General features: G+C 70.5%; 21 protein-coding genes. 16 read left to right on the forward strand and 5 right to left on the reverse strand.

All coding sequences use genetic code 11. The features are described 5' to 3' along the window. The first annotated feature begins 108 nt into the window (after positions 1–108). The 8 genes from ABD658_RS05130 to galK all read left to right on the forward strand — a co-directional run bounded on the left by ABD658_RS05130 (position 109) and on the right by galK (position 11,392). Complete coding sequence (locus ABD658_RS05130; protein ID WP_344684755.1) at positions 109–2,145, forward strand: DUF2264 domain-containing protein; 2,037 nt, start codon at positions 109–111, stop codon at positions 2,143–2,145. Next, positions 2,142–2,927 (forward strand): sugar phosphate isomerase/epimerase family protein, encoded by a 786-nt coding sequence (locus tag ABD658_RS05135; RefSeq protein WP_311024998.1) that lies wholly within the window; start codon positions 2,142–2,144, stop codon positions 2,925–2,927. The genes ABD658_RS05130 and ABD658_RS05135 overlap by 4 nt, the downstream gene beginning before the upstream one ends. Beyond that, positions 2,924–4,444, forward strand: a complete 1,521-nt coding sequence (locus ABD658_RS05140) for a serine hydrolase domain-containing protein (protein ID WP_344684758.1) — start codon at positions 2,924–2,926, stop codon at positions 4,442–4,444. The genes ABD658_RS05135 and ABD658_RS05140 overlap by 4 nt, the downstream gene beginning before the upstream one ends. Before the next feature lie 221 nt (positions 4,445–4,665). Further along, positions 4,666–5,955 carry an ABC transporter substrate-binding protein gene (locus tag ABD658_RS05145; RefSeq protein ID WP_344684760.1) on the forward strand — a complete coding sequence of 430 codons (1,290 nt, stop codon included), beginning with the start codon at positions 4,666–4,668 and terminating at the stop codon, positions 5,953–5,955. Positions 5,956–5,984: 29 nt separating this feature from the next. Further along, complete coding sequence (locus ABD658_RS05150) at positions 5,985–8,198, forward strand: beta-galactosidase (protein WP_344684885.1); 2,214 nt, start codon at positions 5,985–5,987, stop codon at positions 8,196–8,198. Positions 8,199–8,260: 62 nt separating this feature from the next. After that, complete coding sequence (locus ABD658_RS05155; RefSeq protein ID WP_311025001.1) at positions 8,261–9,055, forward strand: DeoR/GlpR family DNA-binding transcription regulator; 795 nt, start codon at positions 8,261–8,263, stop codon at positions 9,053–9,055. 40 nt (positions 9,056–9,095) lie between these two features. Further along, positions 9,096–10,202 (forward strand): galactose-1-phosphate uridylyltransferase, encoded by a 1,107-nt coding sequence (galT, locus tag ABD658_RS05160; RefSeq protein ID WP_344684763.1) that lies wholly within the window; start codon positions 9,096–9,098, stop codon positions 10,200–10,202. Continuing rightward, entirely contained in the window at positions 10,199–11,392 is a 1,194-nt protein-coding gene (galK, locus tag ABD658_RS05165) for a galactokinase (protein ID WP_344684765.1), read from the forward strand. The genes galT and galK overlap by 4 nt, the downstream gene beginning before the upstream one ends. A gap of 18 nt (positions 11,393–11,410) precedes the next feature. Here the strand turns inward: galK and ABD658_RS05170 are convergent, their stop codons facing one another. From ABD658_RS05170 to ABD658_RS05185, 4 genes are read right to left on the reverse strand one after another with little or no spacing between them, the layout of a single operon-like run. After that, positions 11,411–11,761 (reverse strand): type II toxin-antitoxin system PemK/MazF family toxin, encoded by a 351-nt coding sequence (locus ABD658_RS05170; protein WP_070159774.1) that lies wholly within the window; start codon positions 11,759–11,761, stop codon positions 11,411–11,413. Next, positions 11,755–11,997 carry a hypothetical protein gene (locus ABD658_RS05175; protein ID WP_070159772.1) on the reverse strand — a complete coding sequence of 81 codons (243 nt, stop codon included), beginning with the start codon at positions 11,995–11,997 and terminating at the stop codon, positions 11,755–11,757. The genes ABD658_RS05170 and ABD658_RS05175 overlap by 7 nt, the downstream gene beginning before the upstream one ends. Positions 11,998–12,037: 40 nt before the next feature. After that, entirely contained in the window at positions 12,038–12,427 is a 390-nt protein-coding gene (locus ABD658_RS05180; protein WP_344684769.1) for a VOC family protein, read from the reverse strand. Further along, entirely contained in the window at positions 12,424–12,729 is a 306-nt protein-coding gene (locus tag ABD658_RS05185; protein ID WP_344684771.1) for an ArsR/SmtB family transcription factor, read from the reverse strand. The genes ABD658_RS05180 and ABD658_RS05185 overlap by 4 nt, the downstream gene beginning before the upstream one ends. 157 nt (positions 12,730–12,886) lie before the next feature. On the opposite strand from ABD658_RS05185, the gene ABD658_RS05190 reads away from it, so the two are divergent. The 3 genes from ABD658_RS05190 to ABD658_RS05200 are packed head-to-tail and all read left to right on the forward strand — an operon-like array spanning position 12,887 to position 15,968. After that, a complete protein-coding gene (locus tag ABD658_RS05190; protein ID WP_344684773.1) occupies positions 12,887–14,062 on the forward strand; it encodes a Gfo/Idh/MocA family protein in 1,176 nt (391 codons plus the stop codon). 59 nt (positions 14,063–14,121) lie between these two features. Beyond that, a complete protein-coding gene (locus tag ABD658_RS05195; RefSeq protein ID WP_070159767.1) occupies positions 14,122–14,808 on the forward strand; it encodes a ThuA domain-containing protein in 687 nt (228 codons plus the stop codon). 8 nt (positions 14,809–14,816) lie between these two features. Next, complete coding sequence (locus ABD658_RS05200) at positions 14,817–15,968, forward strand: Gfo/Idh/MocA family protein (protein WP_344684777.1); 1,152 nt, start codon at positions 14,817–14,819, stop codon at positions 15,966–15,968. Here the strand turns inward: ABD658_RS05200 and melA are convergent. Continuing rightward, complete coding sequence (melA, locus tag ABD658_RS05205) at positions 15,925–17,373, reverse strand: alpha-galactosidase (protein ID WP_344684779.1); 1,449 nt, start codon at positions 17,371–17,373, stop codon at positions 15,925–15,927. The two genes, ABD658_RS05200 and melA, sit on opposite strands and share 44 nt — an antisense overlap. 82 nt (positions 17,374–17,455) lie before the next feature. Here melA and ABD658_RS05210 point away from each other — a divergent pair, with 82 nt between their 5' ends. The 5 genes from ABD658_RS05210 (at position 17,456) to ABD658_RS05230 (ending at position 24,922) form a co-directional block, all read left to right on the forward strand. Beyond that, positions 17,456–18,259 carry a helix-turn-helix domain-containing protein gene (locus ABD658_RS05210; RefSeq protein ID WP_344684887.1) on the forward strand — a complete coding sequence of 268 codons (804 nt, stop codon included), beginning with the start codon at positions 17,456–17,458 and terminating at the stop codon, positions 18,257–18,259. 76 nt (positions 18,260–18,335) lie between these two features. Beyond that, positions 18,336–19,631 (forward strand): ABC transporter substrate-binding protein, encoded by a 1,296-nt coding sequence (locus ABD658_RS05215; protein ID WP_344684781.1) that lies wholly within the window; start codon positions 18,336–18,338, stop codon positions 19,629–19,631. Between the two features lie 37 nt (positions 19,632–19,668). Then, positions 19,669–21,345, forward strand: coding sequence for an MGH1-like glycoside hydrolase domain-containing protein (locus tag ABD658_RS05220; protein ID WP_344684783.1), 1,677 nt, complete (start codon positions 19,669–19,671; stop codon positions 21,343–21,345). Positions 21,346–21,469: 124 nt separating this feature from the next. Next, positions 21,470–22,765 (forward strand): ABC transporter substrate-binding protein, encoded by a 1,296-nt coding sequence (locus ABD658_RS05225; protein ID WP_344684785.1) that lies wholly within the window; start codon positions 21,470–21,472, stop codon positions 22,763–22,765. A gap of 108 nt (positions 22,766–22,873) precedes the next feature. Continuing rightward, a complete protein-coding gene (locus tag ABD658_RS05230; protein WP_425574480.1) occupies positions 22,874–24,922 on the forward strand; it encodes a beta-galactosidase in 2,049 nt (682 codons plus the stop codon). The last annotated feature ends 36 nt before the right edge of the window (positions 24,923–24,958 follow it).

The raw sequence follows: 24,958 nt of genomic DNA on the forward strand, positions 1-24,958 counted from the left end.
AGGGGACAGACGAAGACGACGGGGACCAACCGCTGGGCCTGGGGTCTTCCCGTCCCCTGGTCGTCCATGAGATCAATGAAGCCTGACCACAGAAAGGCGAGCCCTTCCATGACCCCAGGTCACCAGCACATCGTCCGTCCCGGCGACATCCTCCCCGGCTCAGGGATCCGCTTCCCCGAGCCGGACTGGGAGGCCAGCCCGTACACGGGATACACGCGCGCCCACTGGGAGACGATGGCGGACCACCTGGTCGGCTCGGCCTGGCAGTGGGCCAGCCCGGCCGGGGCGCATCTGAACCTGCCGGGTCCCGCGTCGGGCAGCGGGGTCCGCTCGGACGGCCTGGAGGGCTTCGCCCGCTCGTTCCTGGCCGCCGCCTTCCGTGTCCGCGGGGCCGACGGTGCCGACCCGCACGGCTGGCTGGACCGCTACGCCGAGGGCCTGCGGGCCGGGACCGCGCCCGCGGGGTCTCCCGGAGCGGAGCCGTGGCTGACCATCCGGGACCATGACGTCCAGGGGCAGCCGATGGTGGAGTCCGCCTCCATCGCGCTGTGTCTGCGCCTGACCCGCCCCTGGCTGTGGGACCGGCTCGACGAGAACGTCCAGGACGCCGTGGAGTCCTGGCTGCGCGGAGCGATCACCTCCCTGCCGGCGGCCAACAACTGGTACTTCTTCCCCTACTCGGTGGCCGGCTTCCTGGAGTCCGTGGGCCGCGGGGACGAGCTCACCGCGGCCGCCCGGGAGCGGGCCCTGCACCTGCTGGAGCAGTGGAACCTCGGGCAGGGCTGGTACACCGACGGCGACGGGCAGAGCATCGACCACTACATCGGCTGGGCGCTGCACCTCTACCCGGTCCTGGACGACCACCTGCGGGGCGAGCCGGGGATCCACGGCTCCCGCCTGAAGGAGTTCCTCCAGGAGTACCGGCACCTCTTCGGCGCCGACGGCGCCCCGCTGTTCCAGGGCCGCTCCATGACCTATCGGTTCGCCGCCGTCGCCGCCGTCGCGCTGGGGGCGGTCACCGGGGACACGCCGATGCCCCCGGGGGAGTCCAAGCGGCTGCTGAACGCCACCCTGCGCCACTTCCTGGAGCATGGCGCACTCACCGAGCACGGGCTGCTGAGCCTCGGCTGGCACGGTCCGCATCCGGCCACGGTGCAGCGCTACTCCGGGCCGGCCTCCCCGCTGTGGGCCGCCAAGGCGTTCGTCGGGCTGCTGCAGCCCGATGACGCACCGCTGTGGCGCAGCGTGGAGGGGCGCCGACCCCTGGACGACCATGACGTCGCCTTCGGCATGTCCGCCACCGGCTGGGCGGTGCAGGCCACCCGTGACGACGGCGTCGTGCGGATCCACAACCACGGCAGCGACCACCTCCGCCCGCACCAGGGGGAGGAGTCCGGCGTGGAGGATCCGCTCTACTCCCGGCTCGCCTATTCCACGGCCACTGGACCCACACCGCGCGGCGAGGTTCCGGACAACCACGTGGCCATCCGTTTCCGCGGGCGCACCAGTGTGCGCCGTCGGATCCACCGCATCGGGGCCGGCGGTGGCGGCGGATGGGCGTGGGCGGCCTCCTGGCACACGCCGATCTTCCCGCAGGGTGCACCGGCGATCCCCGGGCTCCGCGTGCAGTCCTGGGTGGTGGCCCGGGGAGCCGACGAGGTCCGCATCGACCGGATCATCGGTGCATGCTTCCCCCTGGAGGTCCAGCACACCGGCTGGGCCGTGCAGCCCGGCGGACACCTGCGCTCCACCCTGCAGGGGCTGCACGGCTGGCACGGCGAGGAGACGCTGAGCTCCCCCGCCGGCACGGCATTCGCTGAATGGTGCGAGATCCCTGCGCTGCAGGCCTCGCTCAGCGGCTCCGTCACGGCCGGGCCGGCCGTGCTGGTGTCGCACGCCCGCGTGACGGGTCGGACGGCCGATGTTGCCGCCGGTCACGCCGAGGGCGACACTGGCTCCACGGGAGACGCTGACCTGAGGGTCGACGCTGATGTGAGGGCCAATGCCGACGCACCGGTCGGCGTCGTGGATCTGACCGTGACCCCGCAGGAGGTCTCCTTCCGCTGGGCCGGCGAGCCGGCGCTCATCACGGTGCGGTTCGAGGCCGCAGAGGTCCGGCGCTACGACGAGGGAGAAGGATCATGACCTGGAGGCTGAGCTTCAGCACGCTGGGGATGCCCGGCCGGCCCGTGGTGGAAGCGGTCCGCACCGGGCTGGATCACGGCTGCGACGGGATCGAGCTGCGCGTGCATCCCGATGAGGAGGTCACCCTCGGCATGGGGGAGACGGCCGCCCGGGAGGCGGCGAAGCACGTCACCGACGCCGGACTGCAGATCTCCTGTCTGGCCGGCTATGCGCGGGTCTGCGGCGGCGAGGATGGGGACGACGACGCCGTCATCGAGGAGCTGCGTGCACTGATCCGGCTCGCTGAGGTCATGGAGGCGCCGGCGATCCGCGTGTTCCCCGGCGGGACCTCCGCCGGCCGCCCGGCCGCACGGCGCAGGATCGAGGCGGTGCTGGAGGACCTCGAGGCCACCGGGGTGCAGCTGCTGTTGGAGACCCACGACTCCCACCCGACCGCCGAGGACGTCCTGGCGCTGCTGGGGCCGCTGGCCGACGACGCCCGGGTCGGCGTCATCTGGGACGTGCTGCACCCGTACATCAACGGAGAGGAGCCGGCAGACTCCGCCCGCCTGCTGGGTGAGAACGCGCACTACGTGCAGGTCAAGGACGCCTCGATGGACCGCGGGTGGACTCCGGCCGTGACCGGGGAGGGTGACCTGCCGCTGGAGGAGATCGGACGGCTGCTGGCCGGCGGCTCCGGCTGGATCTCCCTGGAGTGGGAGCGCGCCTGGTATCCGGAGATCCCGGAGATCGCCGTGCCGCTGGCCGCCACCGCCGCGTGGTTCGAGAAGACCCTGCGGTGACTCCTGCCCAGGGACCGGGGTGGTTCCGCCGGCAGGTGGAGGACCACCTCCTTCCGCGGCTCCAGGCGCGAGGTCTCGTGATGCACAGCGTGCTCGTGGTGCACCGCGGGGCGCTGCAGTATGAGACGTACTGGCGGCCCTACGGACCCGACCGTCCGCATCGGCTCTACTCGGCGGGCAAGTCACTGGTGGCGCTGGCGGTCGGGGTGCTCCTCGACGACGGCGCGCTCAGCCTGGATGACCGCATCGTCGACCACTTTCCCGAGCATGCCGACGGCGCCCACCCATGGATCCGGGCCATGGAGGTTCAGGATCTGCTGACCATGCGCACCGCGCACGGGCAGAGCACCTACACCCAGGTGGCGGACCCGGACTGGGTCCGCACCTTCTTCACGGTGGCGCCGACCCGGCCTCCCGGCGCCGTGTTCTCCTACGACACTTCCGCCACCCTGGTGCTCACAGCCCTGGTGGAGCGGCTGACCGGGCTGCCCTTCGAGGAGTTCTTCGCCGCCCGCATCGGCCGCCCCCTGGGCATGGGGCCGCTGCGCGCCCTGCGCAGCCCGCTGGGGCTCCCAGAGGAGGCCTTCGCCGGCCGACCCACCTGGCGGGAGGTCGTGGAGAATCCGGGCGGCGTCGCCCATGGCGGTTCGGGGCTGTTCGCCGCCCCGCGGGACCTGGCGCGGATCGCCCAGCTGTGCCTCCAGCGGGGACGCTGGGGCGATGCGCAGCTGGTCTCCGCCGAGTTCCTGCAGGCCGCCACGGCGGAGCAGACACCCACGGTCACCGGCGGCTTCGCGCATCCCGAGGCACAGTGGGGTTATGGGTACCAGATCTGGCGCTGCCGGCGAGAGAGCTACGCCGCCTGGGGGATGGGTGGTCAGATCATGCTGGTGGTGCCCTGGCTGGACGCCGCCGTCGTCGTGACCGGAGACAACCAGCACCTCGAGTCCGACGCGCAGCTGCTGCACGACGCCCTGTGGAGCGAGCTTCTCGAGCCGCTGGCCGCGTGGACGCGCAGCGGCCGGTCTCCCGAGCCTGAGTCTCCTCCCGAACTGGAGCCTGAGCCCGTCCGGACCCGGGGGCTCACGCCGGTGGCCGGCGTCGCGCTGCCCGCGTCCGCGCCGCGCGACGCCGAGAGCTTCCGCGTCCGCGTCCGCCTGGAGGGGGCGTCGTCGGCAGAGTTCGACTCCCTGGAGCTGACCTGCGGCACGGACGGCGGAGAGCTCCTGCTGACCACCGCCGACGGCGACCGCAGGGTCTTCCCCTACCGCGTGGGAGGCCACCGAGAGCACCCGCTGCCCGGCTACGGCTACGAGACCCACACCTCCGCGGCCTGGCAGGGGAATGCGTTCTTCCTGCACGCCCATGTGGTGGGAGACTGGCTCGCCCAGCTGCAGGTTCTGGTCCAGCTCGCCGCGGATGCGGACGGCGCCCCCGACGTCGTGTGCCGGATGCAGGCCTCTGCTGAGCACTTCGCCCAGGAGTACGAGGGCCTGCTCATCGGGCGGAAAGACTGACGCCGCGATGCTCGGGTGCTCACCTGAGCGCGGTCACCCATACGCGGTGAGAATCACTGCATGTCCAAGGGGCAACGGCGAAGGCCGGTCAGTCCGTTGACGCTGTCTCCGACACCGCTCTACAGTCAGTGGAAACCGCTTGCCCAGTGATGGTTGTCACACCTTCGCAGCTCGGGGGCCGGCGGTGACTCGCACCGTATCGCTCGATGAATGAGGACTCCATGACGACGTTCACACGACTGTCCAGACTAGTGGCGGTGGCCTCGCTGTCAGCACTGGCGTTGACGGCCTGCGGCGGAGACGCCGACGGCGGCTCGGGGGAGGGCGGCGGGGACGAGGACGTCCAGCTGCGCTTCACCTGGTGGGGCTCGGACTCCCGCCACCAGACCACCCAAGAGATCATCGACGCTTTCGAAGAGGAGCACCCGCACATCTCGATCTCCGCCGAGTACGGCGACTGGTCCGGCTACTGGGACCAGCTGGCCACCCAGTCCGCCGGCGGAGAGATGCCCGACATCATCCAGATGGACGACAAGTACCTGCGCGAGTACGCGGACCGCGGAGCCCTGCTGGACCTCAGCGACGTGGACGTCTCCGAATTCGACCAGGACGCGGTGGACAACGGCCGCACCGAGGAGGGCCTGTTCGGCATCACCACCGGCATCAACTCCCTGGCGCTGATCGCCAACCCGGAGCTCTTCGACGAAGCTGGCGTTGAGATGCCGGACGACACCACCTGGACCTGGGACGACTTTGCCGAGATCAGCGCCGAGCTGAGCGAGAACCTCGACGACGGCTACGGCACCAATGACCCCAACGAGCCCGGCGGCTTCCAGATCTGGCTGCGCCAGCAGAACCAGCACATGACCACCGACGAGGGTGAGCTGGGCTTCGACGCCGACGACGCCGCCGAGTACTTCCAGTACTACCTGGACCTGGTGGACGAGGGCATCCCCTCGGCCGCGGTGATGTCGGAGAACCAGTCCAGCGGCCCGGACCAGTCCCTGCTGGGCACCGGCCAGGTGGCCATGGCCCCGTGGTGGACCAACCAGATCAACGGGCTCTCCGAGGCCTCCGGCGTGGACCTGGAGCTGCTGCGGTTCCCCAGCAGCACCGGCAGCGCGGAGGACAACGGCATGTGGTACAAGTCCTCCATGCTGATGTCCGCCGCGGCCACCACGGACCACCCGGAGGAGGCGCAGCTGTTCATCGACTTCTTCGTCAACTCCGAGGAGGCCGGAATGCTGAACTTGGTGGACCGCGGGCTGCCGGGCAACAATGCCGTCCGCGAAGCGATCCTGCCCGAACTCGAGGGCCCTGATCTGGCCTCGGCCGAGTTCATCGCCGACATCGAGGACGAGCTGGCCGGGCCCGAGCCGGTGCCGTCCCTGGGCTTCTCCGGCCTGCAGGACATCATCTACCGGTATGAGATGGAGGTGTTCTTCGAGCGCCAGTCGCCCCAGGATGCTGCGGAGAACATGATCTCGGAGATGGAAGCGGAGCTGAACTGACACCCCGGATCACCGCCGCAGAGAAGTGGATCTCCCGGGACGGGGAGCCCTGGTTCCCCGTCACCGGGGAGGTCCACTTCAGTCGGATCGCGCCCGAGCACTGGTCTGATGTGCTCGGTCTGGCGCGGTCCGGCGGACTCACGTCGGTGGCCAGCTATGTGTTCTGGCGGCATCATGAGCCCCGCCCCGGTGAGTTCGACTGGAGCGGTGCGCGGGATCTGCGGCGTTTCGTGCGGCTCGCCGCCGCCCACGGACTCGACGTCGTCGTCCGGCTGGGCCCGTGGTCCCATGGCGAGATGCGCCACGGAGGCTTCCCGGACTGGCTGGTGGACGCCGGCATCCCCCTCCGGCAGGACCACCCCGAGTACCTGCGCCTGGTGCGGCGGCTCTACGGGCAGATCATCGCCCAGCTGGAGGGGCTGACCCACGACGACGGCGGCCCCGTCATCGCCGCGCAGATCGAGAACGAACTGGCGGATCAGCCGGAGCACCTGGCCACGCTGCGGGGCATCGCCGAGGAGCACGGGCTCCGGGTTCCGCTGTGGACCGCCACCGGCTGGGGGCGAACCCTGCTGCCCCGGCGGGACCAGGGGCTGCCCCTGCTGCCGGTCTGCAGCGGCTACGCCGACGGCTTCTGGGCGGACTCATCCGTCGATCAGCCGCCCTTCGCCGCCGCGCACTTCCACTACGAGGAGGTCCGCGACGACCTCGACGACGGCCAGCCCGGTGAGATCCAGCCCGGTGAGGCCCCGCCCGGCGCGGTGCTGGCCAGCGCCGCCGACGCCCCGTTCATCACCTGTGAGCTGGGCGGCGGCATGCATGTGGCCTATCACCGCCGCCCGCTGGTCACGCCCGAGGACGTCGCCGCCCTCGCCCTGGCCACGGTGGGCAGCGGCTCCGTCTGGCAGGGCTACTACATGTACGCGGGAGGCAGCACCCCGGACGGGGATCAGGAGTCCCAGGAGGCCGGACAGCCGCAGGATGTGCCCCGTATCAGCTATGACTTCGGCGCGCCGCTCGGCGAGCACGCCACCGTGCGGGCGCACCACGGGATGCTCCGCCGCCAGCATCTGTGGCTCGCCGCGGAGGGCTCCCGGCTGGCCCCCATGCGCAGCACGGTCGGGGGCGGGGCCGCGGATGATCCACGCAGCCTGCGCTGGGCGGTGCGCACCGACGGCGAGTCCGGCTGGCTCTTCCTGAGCACCTATCGCCCCCACGGACACCTCGACCCCCAGACCCAGCTGCAGCTCCATCTGGGTGCCCGGGAGGGGCTGCGCCGGCCCCAGACCGTTCCTGCCCGTCCGCTCGACCTCCCGGCCGGGGTGTCCACCGTGTGGCCCCTGAACCTCGCGCTCGGCGGACCGGACGGGCCTGTGCTGCGCTGCGCCACCGCCGAGGTGCTGACCCGGCGCCGGATCGCGGGCGGCTCCACTGAGCTGTTGGTGCTGACCGCGCGCGCCGGCGTCGCCGTCCAGATGCTCCTCGCCGGTGAGCCGGAGATCACCGGCCCGGGCCGCCGCTCGGTGACCTCCGCCGGCGACACGCTGCTGGAGTTCAGCGTCGCACCGGGCCCGGATGACCTGGTCAGCTGCGGGGATGTGCGCATCATGGTCCTGGACGAGACCGACGCCGATCGACTGGGCGTGGTGGCTGACCGGATGGTCCTGAGCTCCGCACCCGTGCACGCGGATCCGGAGTCCCCGGGCGGGCTGGTGGTGCACACGGAGGAGTCGGAGGTGGAGCTCGCGGTCTTCGACGACGCCGCGGCCCGGTGGCGGCGTCGTCGCGTCCACGCTCCGCGCGCCGGCGTCCAGCTGGTGCTGGCTGATGACCTGGCCCCGCCGGCCGCGGTCCCGGTGCCACGAGCCGGCGGCCCGGAGGGTCGGCTCGCGGCGCCCCAGGACTTCAGCGGCGCCGCCGTCGTCGAGCTGAAGGTCCCTGCGGAGCACCTGATAGGCGATGGGCGGCTGCTGGTGCGTCTGGACTGGACGGGGGACGTCGGAAGGGCGAGGATCGGCGGGAGGCTGGTCGGTGAGCACTATTGGCACGGGCGGGTCTGGGAGATCGAGCTGACCCCGTGGCGGGATGCACTGCGCACCGCTCCGCTGGTCCTGGAGCTGCTGCCCTGGTGCGCCGAGAGTGGGGTCTGGGTGCATCCTTCCGTGCGGCAGGTGCCGGACGGCGTGCACCTCAGAAGGGCGTGGTTGGTGCGCCGTGAGCGACACCTCGTCGCTCCATGTTGATTCATGTTTGATCATGGTGGTTTAATGGCTGTGACGTGAACCACCTACCTCTGTGAGGTCCCATGCTGGCAGCCCAGCGCCAATCCCGCATCGCGGAGATCGTCCAGACCGACGGCGCCGTGAGCGTCACCGCTCTGGTGGAGCAGTTCGGCGTCTCCGACATGACGATCCGCCGTGACCTGGACGCCCTCGCCGCCCAGGGCGCCCTGGTGAAGGTCCACGGCGGGGCTGTGAGGGCCGAGACCCGCCGCACCGAGGAGCCCGGCTTCGAGGCCAAGTCCGGCCAGATGGAGGCGGAGAAGGCCGCGATCGCCCAGGAGGCGGCCCAGCTGGTGCGCCCGGGCACGTCCGTGGCGCTCTCGGCAGGCACCACCACGTGGGCCCTGGCCCGCCTGCTCCGCGAGGTCGAGGACCTCACGGTGGTCACCAACTCCACCCGCATCTCCGACGTCTTCCAGGCGGAGCCGCGCGCAGACCGCACGGTGATCCTCACCGGCGGCGTCCGGACACCTTCCGACGCCCTCGTCGGACCACTGGCTGCGGCCTCTCTGCGCAGCCTGCACGTCGATCTGGCCTTCCTCGGCGCCCACGGGGTGTCCGTGCCGGAGGGCTTCACCACGCCGAACTACCTCGAGGCCGAGACCAACCAGGCCCTGTTGGCCACAGGGCAGCGACGCATCCTGTTGACCGACCACAGCAAATGGGGCGTGCTGGGCATCTCCACCTTCGCCGAGCTGACGGAGGTGGACATGGTCATCCTGGACGACGCGCTGCCGGCGGAGGCGGCGGACGCGCTGCGCGACCACATCGACGAGGTGCGTCTCGTCAGCCCGCGTACGGCGCGTGCCGCCGGCTGATCGGCCCGTCCCCTCGCCCACCCCTCAGGAGAGAACACCGGTGAACAGAACCCAGGCCACGCTCGCCGACGGCCGCGAGATCTTCTTCTACGACGACGTCGCCCGCACCCGTCAGGTGCATGACACCCGCGATATCAGTCGCCCCGGCGGCGGCTCCGAGCTGCGCTGGGACGCCTATCTGGGCGAATGGGTAGCCGTGGCGGCCGCACGGCAGAACCGCACCCACAAGCCTGCCACCAACGACTGTCCGCTGTGCCCCAGCACTGAGGAGCGGGCCACCGAGATCCCCCAGCCCGACTATGACGTGGTGGTCTTCGAGAACCGCTTCCCCTCCCTGGCCGGCGGGCCCGCCCTGCCCCCGGACTTCGCGAAGGCGGCCATCGCCGCCGGAGAGGACCTCACCACAGTGCGTCATCCCGGCGCCGGACGGTGTGAGGTCGTCTGCTTCACCCCCGAGCACACCACCTCGCTGGCCCAGCTGGACGTGAGGCGCCTCCGCACCGTCGTCGACGCCTGGGCGGACCGCACCGCCGCCCTGCTGGCGATGCCCGAGGTGGATCAGGTGTACTGCTTCGAGAACCGGGGTGAGGAGATCGGGGTGACGCTGCATCACCCGCACGGCCAGATCTACGGCTACCCGTTCCCCACTCCCCGGACCTCGAGGATGCTGGAGCAGGCACGAGTGACCCGCGAGGCCACCGGAGAGGACCTGTTCGCCCGGACGCTGGCCGCCGAGCGGGCCGCCGGGCAGCGGGTCATCGCCGACAACGAGCACTGGACCGCCTTCGTGCCGTCCTGGGCCCGCTGGCCCGTGGAGATCCACCTCATGCCGCACCGCAGCGTGCGCACCCTGCCGGAGCTGACCGACGACGAGCGGGACGCTTTCGCCGCGCTGTATCTGGACGTGCTGCAGCGCGGGGATCGGCTCTTCGCTACGCCGCTGCCCTACATCTCCGGCTGGCAGCAGGCGCCGGCCTCCGCCGAGGGCACCGACTTCCGGCTGCACCTGCAGCTGTTCTCCATCCGTCGGGCGGACACCAAGCTGAAGTACCTGGCCGGCTCCGAGTCCGGCGTCGGGGTGTTCATCAATGACATCCCGCCCGAGCAGATGGCTCAGCGACTGCGGGAGGCAGGTGAGACCCGGTGACGGAGGTGCTGCTGGAACGCGCAGAGGCGCTGCAGGAGGAGTTCCGGAGGGTCTTCGGCGAGGCCGCCGACGGCGTCTGGGCCGCCCCGGGGCGGGTGAACCTCATCGGGGAGCACACCGACTACAACGACGGCTTCGTCCTGCCGTTCGCCCTGCCGCAGGCCACGCTCGTCGCTGCCCGCCGGCGCGCGGACGGCCTCGTGCGGGCGCATTCCCTGTTCACCGGGGAGACCGTCGAGTTCGCGCTGGAGGAGCTGCGGCCCGGCGGCGTGGACGGGTGGGCGGCCTATGTGGCGGCCATGTGCTGGTCTCTGCGCACCGCGGGCCAGGCGGGTCTGCTCGCCGAGGACGTCGACGTCGTCGGCGTGGACCTGCTGATCGAGTCCGACGTCCCGCACGGGGCGGGGCTGTCCTCCTCGGCGGCGCTGGAGTGCTCCGTGGGGCTGGCCGTCGCCGACCTCACCGGCGCGGCGGTGCGGCCCCTGGAGATGGCGCGCCTCGCCCAGCGTGCCGAGAACGACTACGTGGGCATGCCGTGCGGGCTGATGGACCAAATGATCTCCATGCTCGGGCAGGCCGGGCATGCGGTGCTCTTCGACACCCGCAGCCTGCAGCCCACCCCGGTGCCGCTGGCCCCGGAGGGCGACGCCGAGGTGCTGGTCATCGACACCAGGGCCCCGCATCGTCTGGTCGATGGGGAGTATGCGGCCCGACGTCGGCAGTGCGAGGAGGCGGCCCGCGTCCTCGGTGTGGAGTCGCTGCGGGTGCTCAGCGACACGGAGGCCGACGTCGCCGAGATCCTCACCCCGGTGGAGGACGAGGTGCTGCGGCGCCGGGCCCGGCATGTCATCACGGAGAACCGTCGCGTGATCGAGACCGTCGATCTGCTGCGCGCCGACGACCTGGCCGGCGTCGGGGACCGGATGCGCGCGTCTCACCTGTCCCTGCGGGACGACTATGAGGTCACGGTGGAGGAGATCGATGTGGCCTTCGAAGCGGTCTCCGCCCAGGGCGTGCACGGCGCGCGCATCACCGGAGGCGGCTTCGGCGGCTGTGTGATCGCCCTGGCTCCGGTGGGGCTGCATGAGCGGGTGCGGTCTGCGGTGAGGGAGGCCTTCGCCGCGGCCGGGTTCACCGAGCCGGAGGTGTTCCGCGCGCCCCCGGCCGCCGGTGCCCGCCGCGTGGTGTGACGGGGGTGACCCACCCGGTCACGCCCGCAGGTCGAGCACCTGTCGCAGGCCCTCGTCGACTCCGTCCATCAGGTGGGCAGGCACCTGACCGACAGGGTGAGCATCGAGGTCCCGACGGTCGACGGTCATGAGCGCCGTGACATTGGCGACGGAGTCACGAGGAAGACCCGTGAGGGCTGCTGGCAGGAACCTGTTGCCCGGCATGGCAGCGAGTGCGGTGTTGGAGGTCAACGCCACGACGATCGTGGTCGCCAACCGACTGGCATTGTATGAATCGTCCTGGATGATCAGCACGGGGCGCCGCTTGGCGGGGGCGCTCGAGGTCGGAGGCGGGAGGTGGCACCAATGGATGTCGCCCCTCCTCACCATTCGTCGTCCCCGTCAGCCATGCGATGTCCGGAGGCGACGGCGAAGCGAGCCGATTCGTCGGCATTGACCACATCCACGACGCTGTCGATGGTCGCTGTCGTGTCGTGGGCATCGAGCTCGTCCGCGTAGCGCTCGGCGGCCTTCGCGTAGAACTGCGACCTGTTCATGCCGTGTCTCAGTGCCACGCGCTCGGCGCGTTCGAAGGTCCCGTCGGGTACTGATATCGCAGTCTTCATGACTCGAGTATAACCGGGTATGACTCGGAGCTCCAGGAGCTCACCGCTTGTGCTCGAGCAGCTGGATGAGATTGCCGCAGGTGTCGTCGAAGACCGCCATGATCGCGGGGCCGATGTCCATGGGCGGCTGGGTGAACTCCACGCCCCGGGCGGTGAGGCGCTCGTGCTGGGCGGCGACGTCGTCTACGGCGAAGGAGGCGAACGGGATGCCGTCAGCCACCAGCGCCTCCTTGAACGGAGGGACGGCCGGATGGCCGCTGGGCTCGAGCACCAGCTCGGTGCCGTCGGGGTCTTCGGGCGAGACCACGGTGATCCAGCGGGCCTCGCCCATCGGGATGTCGTGGCGGACCTGGAAGCCCAGCACGTCGGTGTAGAACTGCAGTGCGCGGTCTTGGTCGTCGACCATCACGCTCATCTGGTGAAGTCTCATCGGGGTTCCTCCTGGTCAGGTGGGGTGGTGTGCGTCGGGCGCAGCCAGCGGTCCACGATCGGCTGCAGCGGGGCGGTGTTGATGCGGTGGATCTTGTAGCGGCCGCGCCGGGAGGTCTCCACCAGCCCGGCCTCCTCCAGGACGTCCACGTGCTGGGAGATCGCCTGCCGGGACGAGCTCAGCTGGTGCTTCGCGTAGAGCCGGGAGCAGATCTCGAAGAGCGTCTGCTCCTCGTTCTCCGTGAGTCCGTCGAGGATCGCCCGGCGCGTGGGGTCGGCGAGGGCTTTGAAGACGTCGGCCATGCCCGCACATTACGCAAGTGACTGCTTGCATGTCAAGCATTCCAGGGCCGTCATTCCCGTCGAGGGTGACGGTCCTCTGGCAACGTCGGGCCTATATCGATACAGTGATGCTGATCACCAGTTCATGCCAGACCTTCCCATGCCTCAAGGAGAGACGATGTCTCAACCTGTCCGGATCGCGGTCATCGGCCATGCCTTCATGGGTGCGGCCCATCTGCACGCCTGGCGCACCGCGCCGCGCTTCTTCGATCTCCCGCGTCGGCCCGAGGTCGCGCTGCTCGTCGGACGGGACGAGGCCCGCACCCGCGCGGCGGCCGAGAAGCTCGGCGTCGAGGAGATCGCCACCGACTGGCGCGACGCCGTGACCCGGGAGGACATCGACGTCGTCGACATCTGCACCCCCGGTGACACCCACGCGGTGATCGCGGAGGCCGCCCTGGCCGCAGGCAAGCATGTGCTGTGCGAGAAGCCGCTGGCCAACTCGGTGCAGGAGGCGGAGTCCATGGCCGCCGCCGCGGCGCAGGCGGCCGAGCGGGGTGTCCACACGTTCTGCGGCTTCAGCTACCGCCGCACCCCGGCGCTGGCCCTGGCTCGCCGCTTCGTGGAGGAGGGGCGGCTGGGCGAGATCAGGCATGTGCGGGCGCAGTACCTGCAGGACTGGCTCTCCGACGCGGACGCGCCGCTGACCTGGCGACTGGACAAGGAGACTGCCGGCAGCGGCGCCCTGGGCGACATCGGCGCCCACTCCATCGACGCCGCCCAGTGGGTGACCGGCCAGCAGATCGACGGCGTCTCGGCGCTGCTGCACACCTTCGTCACCTCCCGCCCGGTCTCCGGCTCCGCGGAAGGGCTCGGCGGCGCCGGGGACGTGACCGGGGAGCGCGGGCCGGTGACGGTCGACGACGCGGCCGCCTTCACCGCCCGGTTCTCCGGCGGCGCGGTGGGCGTCTTCGAGGCCACCCGGTTCGCCCTGGGCCGGCGCAACGCCAACCGGCTGGAGATCAACGGCTCCCGAGGCTCGGTGGCCTTCGACTTCGAGCGGATGAACCAGCTGGAGTACTTCGACGGCGATGACCCCCAGCAGACCCAGGGATTCCGGACCATCCAGGTCACCGACGCCGTCCACCCCTACACCGACCACTGGTGGCCGGTGGGTCACGGCCTGGGCTACGGGGACCTCTTCGTGCACCAGGTGGCCGACGTGCTGACCGCCCTGGATGCCCCCGAGGGTGCCCGGCCCGACTTCGGGGAGTCCCTCGACGTCCAGCGCGTGCTCGACGCCGTGGAGCGCAGCGCCGAGGATTCCAGCCGGTACACCTCCGTGACCCGCTGAGGGCCGCCTGATCGCCTGACCACCCCTTCGTCTGACCACGTTTTCGTCTGAGGAGATCCATGACCAAGAGAGCGCTCATCGTCCGCGGCGGCTGGGACGGCCACCAGCCCATGGAGGCCACCGAGCTGTTCCTGCCGTTCCTTCGGGAGAACGGCTACGACTGCCAGGTGCACGATTCCCCCGAGGTCTACGCCGATGCGGACACGATGGGGGAGGTGGATCTGATCGTGCAGTGCATGACCATGTCCACCATTGAGGCCGACCAGCTCACGGGCCTGCGCACCGCCGTCGCCGGTGGGGCCGGTCTGGCCGGCTGGCACGGCGGCATCGCCGACTCCTACCGGAACAGCGACGGGTATCTGCAGCTGATCGGCGGCCAGTTCGCCCACCACCCGCCGGTGGCGCCGGAGGAGCGCACGGGTGAGCAGTCCGACTACTACATCCCGTATCGGGTGGACGTCCTGGAGAAGGACCACCCGATCACCCGCGGCATCGAGAGCTTCGACCTGGTCACCGAGCAGTACTGGGTGCTGCACGATGACCTGATCGACGTGCTGGCCACCACCACGCTGCCTCGTCGGGACTTCGACGATTGGGAGCGCCCGCACGTCAACCCGGCCGTGTGGACTCGCCGCTGGGGGAAGGGGCGGGTCTTCGTCTCCACTCCGGGCCACCGGGTGGAGGTCCTGGAGCATCCCAGTGTCCGCACCATCATCGAACGGGGGATGCTGTGGGCGAGTCGATGAGCGAGGAGATGAGCGATCAGGGAGGCCAGGTGCGGCCTGGAGCGGAGCACGTGCGTCTCGGCATGGTCGGCGCCGGGAACATCAGCGGCCAGTACTTGGAGACGATCAGCCGGCTGGAGGCCCTCGAGCTCGTCGCCGTCGCGGATCTTGACCTGGACCGTGCGCGAGCTGTGGCCGAGACCCACGGGGCGGCCGCGGAGGACCTGGACGGGCTGCTGGGGCGTGACGATGTGGACCTCGTGCTCAACCTGACGGTGCCGCAGGCCCACGCCGACGTCTCCTCCGCGGCGATCCGTGCGGGCAAGGGCGTCTACGCGGAGAAGCCCTTCACCGCCGACGTCGCCTCCGGGTGCGAGGTGCTCCGGCAGGCGCGCGAGGCCGGGGTGGTCATCGGCAGCGCCCCGGACACTGTGCTGGGCACCGGGGTGCAGACGGCCCGCGCCGCACTCGACGCCGGGCAGATCGGCACCCCCATGAGCGCCACGGCGACCATGGTCATCCCCGGGCACGAGGCCTGGCACCCGAACCCGGACTTCTACTACCAGCCCGGCGGCGGCCCGCTGCTGGACATGGGCCCCTACTACCTGACCACCTTGGTGACCCTGTTGGGTCCGGTCCGGCAGGTCATCGGTGCCGCCGGCGCGCTGCGGGACGAGCGGGTCATCGGCTCCGGCCCCCGAGCCGGGGAGCGCATCCCGGTCACCACGCCGAGCCACGTGACCGGCGCGCTGGTCCACACCTCGGGTGCCATCTCCACCGTGGTGATGAGCTTCGACGGCGCGGCCACCCATGCCTCGCCGATCGAGATCCAGGGCACCGCGGGCGCGCTCGCAGTGCCCGACCCCAACCGCTTCGACGGCTCCGTGTCCCTGTTCCGCGGCGGTGCCGGCTGGCAGGAGCTGCCGGTTGCGGCCGGTTACCGGGAGGCCGCCCGCGGCTATGGGATCGCCGATCTGCTCTGGTCCGGCGCCTTCGACGGGGACCCCCTGCGCGGGCGGGCCCAGGGAGAGCTGGGGCTCCACGTGCTGGAGGTCATGGAGGGGCTGCTGTCCTCGGCGACGGCCGGTCGGGCCGTGGACATGACCACCACGACGGAGCGTCCGGAGCCGGTGCCGCTCAGCTCCGCAGCGCATCCGGCAGCAGCGCAGCGTGCGCGGTGAGCAGCTCCTCGGTCATCTCACGGATCTCCTCCACGGTGAGCAGGGCGGCGGTGAGCGGGTCCAGGGCGACGGCGTGATGGACGTGCTCGCGCGAGCCCTCCAGAGCTGCGCGCACGGCCAGCTCCTGCACGTTGACGTTGGTCCGGTTCACCGCGGCCAGCTGCGGGGGCAGATCACCGAAACGGGTGGGCCGCACCCCGGCGCCGTCCACGAGGCAGGCGACCTCCACGCAGGCTGATCCCGGCAGGTTCGTGATCACGGAGCCTTGGGAGGCGGGGGCGAATCCGGCGTCGCTGTTGGGGACGTTGCCGTGCACCACGGCCGGCCGGCCGGTGATCAACGCATTGACGATGATCGCCCCGTACTCCACTGACGGCTTCAGCTCCGCCTGCAGCTCGGCCAGCTGATCGCTGAGATCCCCGGATTCGTCATGGGCGGCACAGATCTCGTAGTAGTCCCAGCGGCTGGGGATGTACTCCTCCACCAGCTCCGGAGTCTTGCGGAAGTAGGGCAGGTATTCGGAGGCGTGGTGGCTGGCCTCGGTCTGGAAGTGTCCGAAGGTCTGCATGATCGCTGTGCGGACCTGCTCGTTGCCGCCCTCGTAATCGCTGGCGGCGTCAGCCTCGCCACTGTGGTCGCCGTCGTCGGCGGTCAGCGATGCCGCCGCCCGTCCGCGCCGGTGCCGGGCGCCCATGACCTCTCGCAGCCGCGGGTACAGGTCCTCCTCCCCGCGGCGGAAGGAGAGGATCCAGGCCTGGTGATTGATGCCCGCGCTGGTGAAGGTGACGTCCTCATAGGGCACGCCCAGGGTGCGGGCCAACATCCGGGTGGTGCCCTGCACGCTGTGGCACAGCCCCACGGTGCGGAGCCCCTTGGCGTTCAGGTAGGCGGTGGCCATGGCCATGGGGTTGGCGTAGTTGATGAACTGCGCGTCGGGGCACAGCTCGAGGGCGTCCTCGGCGATCGCGTCGTAGGCGGTCACGGAGCGCAGGAAGCGGAACACGCCGCCGGGGCCGAGGGTGTCGCCCACCGCCTGGTCGATGCCGTGGCGGCGGGGGATCTCGACGTCGTGCCGGTAGGACTCGATGCCGCCCACCTGGAAGGTGATGATGACGACGTCGGCGCCTCGGAGGGCTTCGCGGCGGTCGGTGGTCTGCTCGACGACGGTGGGGAGCCCGTGATGCTCCACCAGGCGACGGGCCGCGCCGGCGACGCGGTCGAGCCGCTGCGGGTCGATGTCCATCAGGGCCAGCGTCGCGCCGCGCAGGGCGGGGAAGCTGACCAGGTCTCCGATGAGGCGGAAGGGGAACACGAATCCTCCGGCGCCGATGATGGCGATCCGGGGTCCTGCAGGTGCGTGCTCGATGCTGACGGGGGCAGGGGCTTCTGCTGTGATGTGGCTCATAGTTGCTACGCTAGACCGGGTGATGTTGAAGAAACTTCCGGATATCCCCCCAGATCCTCCTGGATCCTCAGCTGTGCAGGACATGCCTCCGGCGCTGTGGGTCCGGCGCGGCAGCCCCCCGGTGATGGAGCGGGCGCATCGGCATGATGATCTCGAGGTCAACATCGTGGTCAGCGGTCAGCTCGACTACCTGCTGGGCGGACGCCGGGTCAGCATCGGTCCCGGGCAGATCGCCCTGTTCTTGGCGGCCTTCCCGCATCGGCTCATCGACCCCGGTGAGGCGGACGTCTGCTGGGTGCACCTGCCGCTGAGCACCGTGCTCAGCTGGGGGCTGGGTGAGCGGGACATCGGGATGCTGCTGCGGATGCAGCCTGTGGTGGTGCCTCTGGAGGACGTGCCGGTGCGCGCCGTCGACCTCTTCGAGGTGTGGCGCACCGAGCTTGCCGGCGACGACGCCGAGATCGCCCTGCTGGAGGCGCAGGCTCTGGTGCGCCGGGTGCTCGCCTGCCACCGTGCGGGCACGGAGCCCTCGCCGTCTGCGTCGGGCCATGGTGCGGCCGAGCATGCGGTGGTCATGGCGCGCTTCCTGGCCACCCATCACCGCCGTCCCGTCACCGTGGCTGACGCCGCCGGGGCCGCCCACCTCTCGCCCACCTATGCGATGGGCGTGTTCAAGAAGGTGCTGGGCATGACCGTGGCCGACTATCTGACCATGTGCCGGCTGGCGGAGGCCAAACGCCTGCTGCTGACCACGGACTGGTCCGCCGCCGACGTCGCCCATGCCGCCGGCTTCTCCTCGCAGAGCAGCTTCTACGTGCACTTTCGGCGCGACGCGGGCACCTCGCCTTCCGGGTATCGCCGGCGGTATGACTCCGTGCCGGACTGACATGCTGGGCGGCGTTGACCGTGACATGGGCCACTCATAGTCTTATGGAACGATTAAATCCCGAGGAAGGCCCGCCATGCCCCGGCACGTGTCCCATCCCTTCTCACCTCGCGGGCTCCAGAGCGTCGCCGCCTGCGGAATCGGCGCCCTGGTGCTGACCTCCTGCTCCGCAGGGGGCGCCGGCACCGCCGACGGCGACGTCGACCTGCGATTCTCCTGGTGGGGCAGCGGCCTGCGCGTGGAGCAGACCGAGGCCATCATCGACGCCTTCGAGCAGGAGCATCCGCACATCAGCATCGAGGGCTCATACTCGGACTTCGGCGGCCACTGGGAGCAGCTGGCCACGCAGACCGCAGGCGGCGACGCCCCCGACATCATCCAGATGGACGACAAGTACCTGCGCGAATACGCCGACCGCGGCGCGCTGCTGGATCTCACCGACGTGGACACCTCCGGCATCGACCAGGATGCCGTGGACAACGGCCGCACCGAGGATGGGCTCTTCGGCATCACCACGGGCATCAACAGGCTGGCTCTGGGGGCGAACCCCGAGCTCTTCGCCGAGGCGGGGGTGGAGATGCCCGACGACGAGACCTGGACCTGGGAGGACTTCGCCGCAATCACCGAGGAGCTCAGTGCGAACCTCGACGACGCCTACGGCACCAACGAGACCAATGAGCCCGGCGGCTTTCAGGTCTGGCTGCGTCAGCAGGGCCAGCACCTGACCACCGACGAGGGAGAGCTGGGATTCGAGGTCGACGACCTCGCCGAGTACTACGACTACTGGCTGGAGCTCCTGCACGCCGGGGCCATGCCTGCGGCCGGAGTCATGGCGGAGAACCGCGGCGCCGACCCGGAGCAGCAGCTCATCCACACCGGGCGGGTGGCTCTGGCGCCGATGTGGACCAGCTCGCTGGCCGGGATCTCCGAGTCCGCAGGAGTGGACATGGAGCTGCTGCGCTTCCCCAGCCTCACCGGCAGTGCGGAGAATAACGGGCTCTGGTACAAGTCCTCCATGTTCCTCTCCGCGTCCTCCCAGACCGAGCACCCGGAGGAGGCGCAGCTGTTCATCGACTTCATGGTCAGCGACGTCGACGCCGGCCTGCTGGGCCTCACCGACCGGGGCCTGCCGGCCAACCCGGCGGTGCGCGAGGCGGTCCTGGACGCCATCGACGGTCAGGACCTGGTCTCAGCCGAGTTCATCGCCGACATCGAGGACGAGCTCGCCGGGCCCGAACCGGTGCCTGCGCTGGGATTCTCCGCACTCCAGGAGATCATGATGCGCTACGAGGACGAGCTGTACTTCGAGCGGCTCACGCCGCAGGAGGCGGCCGAGCGCGTCCATCAGGAGATGGAGGGCGTCCTTGACTGAGGTGTCCGGGCCTGAGGCGTCTGTGCCTGAAGTCTCCGTGCCTGAACTCTCCGTGCCTGAGCTCTCTCCGCCCGCGACGCAGGCGCTCGCCTGCCTGCGCGAGGCTGACCGATCCGCTCTCTCCTCCGCGCTCGCGGAGGGGCTGGCCGCCACCGGGGCGGGCTTCGCCGCCGTCGGGGGCCCGCTGCAGGAGAGGTGGGGCCAGGCGCTCGCGGACCTGGACGCCTGCCTCCGGAAGCAGCGTGGGGTCACCGTGCTGCATGAGGGCGGGGCGTACGACGGCGCCTGGGTCGAGTCCACCGGCACCATCAGTGCCGAGGTGCTCTCTCGGTTCGCCCCGCAGGCCGCTGCCGACACCTTCGCCCTCTTCGCCGAGCACCAGCGCGACGACGGGCTCATCCCCTATAAGGTCACGCGGGACGGTCCGGCCTTCAGCCAGATCCAGATGGTCACCCCGCTGGCCCGCTCCGTGTGGACCCACCACCGCCTGCACACCGAGAGCACCGCGTGGCTGCGCCGGATGTATGAGGCGATGTCCGCGCACGACGCATGGCTCGCCGCGCACCGGGACACCCGCGGCACCGGGGCGGTGGAGGCCTTCTGCACCTTCGACGCCGGCCATGACCTGTCCCCGCGGTTCTGGTTCGCCCCGGACCGATGCCTCGGCGGCGAGGCTTCCCGCTGCGACCCCGAGGCGCCGGGGGTGCCGTACATCGCCCCGGACCTCACGGCGAACGTGGCCTGCCAACGGACCTATCTGGCCCAGATCGCCGAGGAGCTCGGGGAGGACCCGACGCCGTGGCGGGCGGCCGCCGCCGCCAGCGGGGAGGCGCTGTTCGCCCACTGCTGGGATGCCGTGGACGCCGCCTTCTACGACCTCGACGCCGCGTGGCAGCCGGTGCGGGTGCTCAGCGATGTGCAGCTGCGCGTCATGGCCTGCGAGATCGGCGACGACGACCTCTTCGCCGAGGTGCTGCGCCGCCACCTGTTCGCCACCTCCCGGTTCCTGTCCCACTACGGGCTGACCTCCCTGGCCATGGACGACCCTCGTTTCGACGGCGACCACACCCGCAACTCCTGGGCCGGGCCGGTGAACATGCTCACCATGATCCGGGCGCCGCATGCCTTCGAGCATCACGGCCGTCCCGCCGAGCTGGCCGTGCTCCTGAAGCCCGTGCTCACCGCGCTGGCCGTCGCGGACCGCTATCCGCAGTGCCTGGACCCGTGGAGCGGGGAGGCCGGCTACACCTCCTGCTACTCCCCGGCGGCGCTGTGGGTGCTCGACGCCGTCGAGCGCCTCTGCGGCATCCTGCCGATGCCCTCCGGCGGCTTTGCGGTCACCTCCCTGGCGCCGACCCGACTGGAGCACGGCGCCGCGGCCGAGGCGGTGGCCGCCTCCCGCAGGCTGGGCGGGGTGACCTGGGAGGCCGTGTCCGACGACACCGGCACCGTGCTGCCGCGCGATGGGGCGGAGCATCTGCGGATCCCGCGCGGCTGGCGGGCCGAGCTGACTGAGGATGGCACGCTCACCGCCGTCGTCGGGGTCGCTCCGCGGCCGGTGACAGGGCGGCTGACGGGACCGGGCGCGCCGGGCGCCCCGGACGGCGCAGCAGGTGGCGGTGAGCTCACCCTGGCTCCGGATGAGCGGGTGCGCTGGGCCGAGGGGGTCGTCGTGGACCGCGGCGGACCGACGTTCATCGCTCCCCGAGCGTGAGGGGCGTCTCGGACGGCGCTTTCCCGGGCGTATTGACAGGTGAGTGGAATCACATCTATCGTGAGAAAAAATCGTTTCAATTCTCTGGGACGAGTTGCACCCCCTCACCTAGACGGAGAATCCCATGCCCCTCACCGGATCCCACCTGTCCGGCCGCATCGGCCGCTTCACCTCGCTCGCCGCGGCGGCCACCGTCGGCACCCTGGCCCTGACCTCCTGCGGCGGAGGCGGCGACGACGACGGCGACGTCGACCTGCGCTTCGCCTGGTGGGGTTCCGACTCCCGTCATCAGGCCACCCAGGAGATCATCGACGCCTTCGAGGAGCAGAACCCCGGCATCACGGTCACCCCGGAGTTCGGCGACTGGTCCGGCTACTGGGACCAGCTGGCTACTCAGACCGCCGCCGGCGAGATGCCCGACATCGTCCAGATGGACGACGCCTACCTGCGCGAGTACGCCGACCGTGGTGCCCTGCTGGACCTCGACCAGGTGGACACCTCCGGGCTGGACCCGGACGTGGTGGAGAACGGCCGCACCGAGGACGGGCTGATCGGCATCACGACAGGTATCAACGCCATGGTGATCATGGCCAACCCGGACGTCTTCGACGAGGCCGGGGTCGAGATGCCGGACGACTCCACCTGGACCTGGGACGACTACCTGGAGATCACCTCCACCATCACGGAGAACGTGGACGGCGTCTATGGCGCCACCGGCCCGGGCCAGCCTGCGGACCTGCAGATCTGGCTGCGGCAGCAGGACAAGAACCTCACCACCGAGGACGGTGAGCTCGGCTTCGAGGAGTCCGACGCCGCCGAGTACTTCGAGCACCTGCTCGAACTGATGGAGGAGGGCGGCTACCCGCCGGCTTCGGTGATCGCGGAGGACCAGACTCCCGGTCCGGACGAGTCCATGACCGCCTCCGGCGAGGTCGCCATGGGCATGTGGTGGACCAACCAGCTGGCGGCGATCTCCGGGGCCGCAGGCGCGGACATGGTGCCGCTGCGCATGCCCTCCCACACCGGCAGTGCCGAGGACAACGGCATGTGGTTCAAGTCCACCATGCTGATGTCGGTGGCCTCCACCACCGATCACCCGGAGGAGGCCCAGCAGTTCGTGGACTTCATGATCAACTCCGAGGAGGCCGGCGAGGCCAACCTGACCGACCGCGGTCTGCCCACGAACCTGGACGTCCGGGACGCCGTCGTCGACCAGATCGACGGCGCCGACCTGACCTCGGCTGAGTTCATCGAGGAGATCGACGCCGAGATCGGCGACCCCGAGCCGGTCCCCGCCATGGGCTTCTCCGGGATGCAGCAGATCCTGCAGCGCTACGAGCTGGAGGTCTTCTTCGAGCGGCTCTCCCCGGAGGACGCCGCCTCCCAGATGATGTCCGAGATGGAGAACGAGCTGCGCTGACCCCCTTGTGCCCCGTCAAGGTTCCCCGGCCCCTGTCACATTCGAGGGGTTGGGGAATCGTGACGGGGCGTGAGTGATATCGGGTCTCCCCGGCCCCACCACCAGGAGATGAGACGCATGACCGCCTCGGAGCACGACGCCACCACCCGCGACACCACCCGCCTCGGCTGGCCAGCCGTGCACGGCCTCGCCTACGGCGGCGACTACAACCCCGAGCAGTGGCCGCAGGACGTCCGGGAGGAGGACGTCGCACTCATGCGGCAGGCCGGGGTGAACCTGGTCAGCGTCGGCATCTTCTCCTGGGCCATGCTCGAACCCCGCGAGGGCGAGTATGACTGGGGCTGGCTCGATGATGTGTTGGACCGTCTCCATGCGCAGGGGGTCTCCGCGGCACTGGCGACCGCCACCGCCTCGCCCCCGCCGTGGCTGACCCACCGTCACCCGGAGATCCTGCCGCAGGATGCCGACGGCACGATCCTCTGGCCGGGTGCGCGGCAGGCCTATTCCGTGTCCTCCCCGGTGTTCCGCGAGTACGCGCTGCGCATGACCCGGGCGATCGCGGAACGCTATGCGCAGCATCCGGCCCTGGCCCTGTGGCATGTGGACAATGAGCTGGGTTGCCACAATGCCCATGACTTCTCCGACGACGCCGCGGCGGCCTTCCGCGCCTGGCTTCAGGCCCGGTACGGCACGGTGGAGGAGCTCAACGCCGCCTGGGGCACGGCGTTCTGGTCCCAGCGGTACAGCAGCTTCGAGGAGGTCCTGCCGCCGCGCAGGGCCCCGATGTTCGTGAACCCCACCCAGCAGCTGGACTTCCATCGGTACTCCTCGGACGAGTTCCTGGCCTACTTCCGGGAGATGAAGGCGGTTCTGCGGGAGGTGACCCCGGGCGTCCCGGTGACCACGAACTTCATGTGCACCACCCGGTCCAAGACCATGGACTACTTCTCCTGGGCCGCAGAGATGGACGTCATCGCCACCGACCACTACACGATCGCCGACGACGACGAGCGGCACATCGAGCTGGCCTTCAGTGCGGACCTGACCCGTGGTGTGGCCGCAGGACGCCCCTGGATGCTGATGGAGCACTCCACCAGTGCGGTGAACTGGCAGCTGCACAACCGCACCAAGTCCCCGCAGGAGATGCTGCGGGACTCGCTGGGGCATGTGGCCCGCGGGGCGGATGCGGTCATGTTCTTCCAGTGGCGGCAGTCGGCCGCCGGGGCGGAGAAGTACCACTCGGCGATGGTTCCGCATGCGGGCCCGGACTCCGACGTCTTCCGCGCCACCGTCCGGCTGGGGGAGGCGCTGCGGGCCCTGGAGCCGGTGCAGGGGTCCACCGTGGACGCGCACGTGGCGCTGGTGTTCGACTATGAGGCCTGGTGGGCCTCCGAGCTGGACTCGCACCCGCGCAATGACTTCTCCTACCCGGAGGAGGTCATGCACCTCTATCGGGCGCTGTGGCTGGCCGGGATGACGGTCGACGTCGTCCATCCCTCCGCCGAGCTCTCCGGCTACCGTGCCATCGTGGTGCCCTCCCTGTATCTGGTCCGGGATGAGCACGCGCAGGCGCTGGCTGACGCCGCCGGGGCCGGAGCGTCGGTGCTGATCAGCTTCTTCAGCGGCATCGTGGACGAGCACGACGCCGTCCGGCTGGGCGGCTACCCCGGGGCGTTCCGCGAGCTGCTGGGCATCCGCACCGAGGAGTTCTGGCCGTTGCAGGGCGCGGAGTTCCACGCCCTCCACGGCGGCGGCCGTGGCGAGTTCTGGGCGGAGAACACCCATCTGGAAGGAGCGGCTGAGGTGCGCACCTGGGCCGAGGGTCCGTTGGCCGGGCGGCCGGCGGTCACGCGTCGTCCGGTGGGCCAGGGTGCGGCCTGGTATCTGGGCACCCGCCCCGACGCGGAGACGCTGCAGTCCCTCGTGGGCCGGGTGCTCGATGAGGCCGGCGTGGCGGCTGAGGCCGAGGCGCCGGAGGGCGTCGACGTCGTGCGGCGCCACGGCGAGGACGGAGCGACGTACCTCTTCGTGCTCAATCACACGGCGCAGGACGCCGTCATCGGCGCCGACGGCCGTGAGCTGATCACCGGCGCCGAGGTGGCTGGAGACCTCACCGTGCGGGCTGGGGAGGTCGCCGTCGTCGCGGAGGGTTGCTAAGGTTCCGGTACGGCCACGCGAGTGCCGCAAGGGGGC

The sequence above is a fragment of the Nesterenkonia aethiopica genome (assembly GCF_039534665.1).
Taxonomy (GTDB): Bacteria; Actinomycetota; Actinomycetes; order Actinomycetales; family Micrococcaceae; genus Nesterenkonia; species Nesterenkonia aethiopica.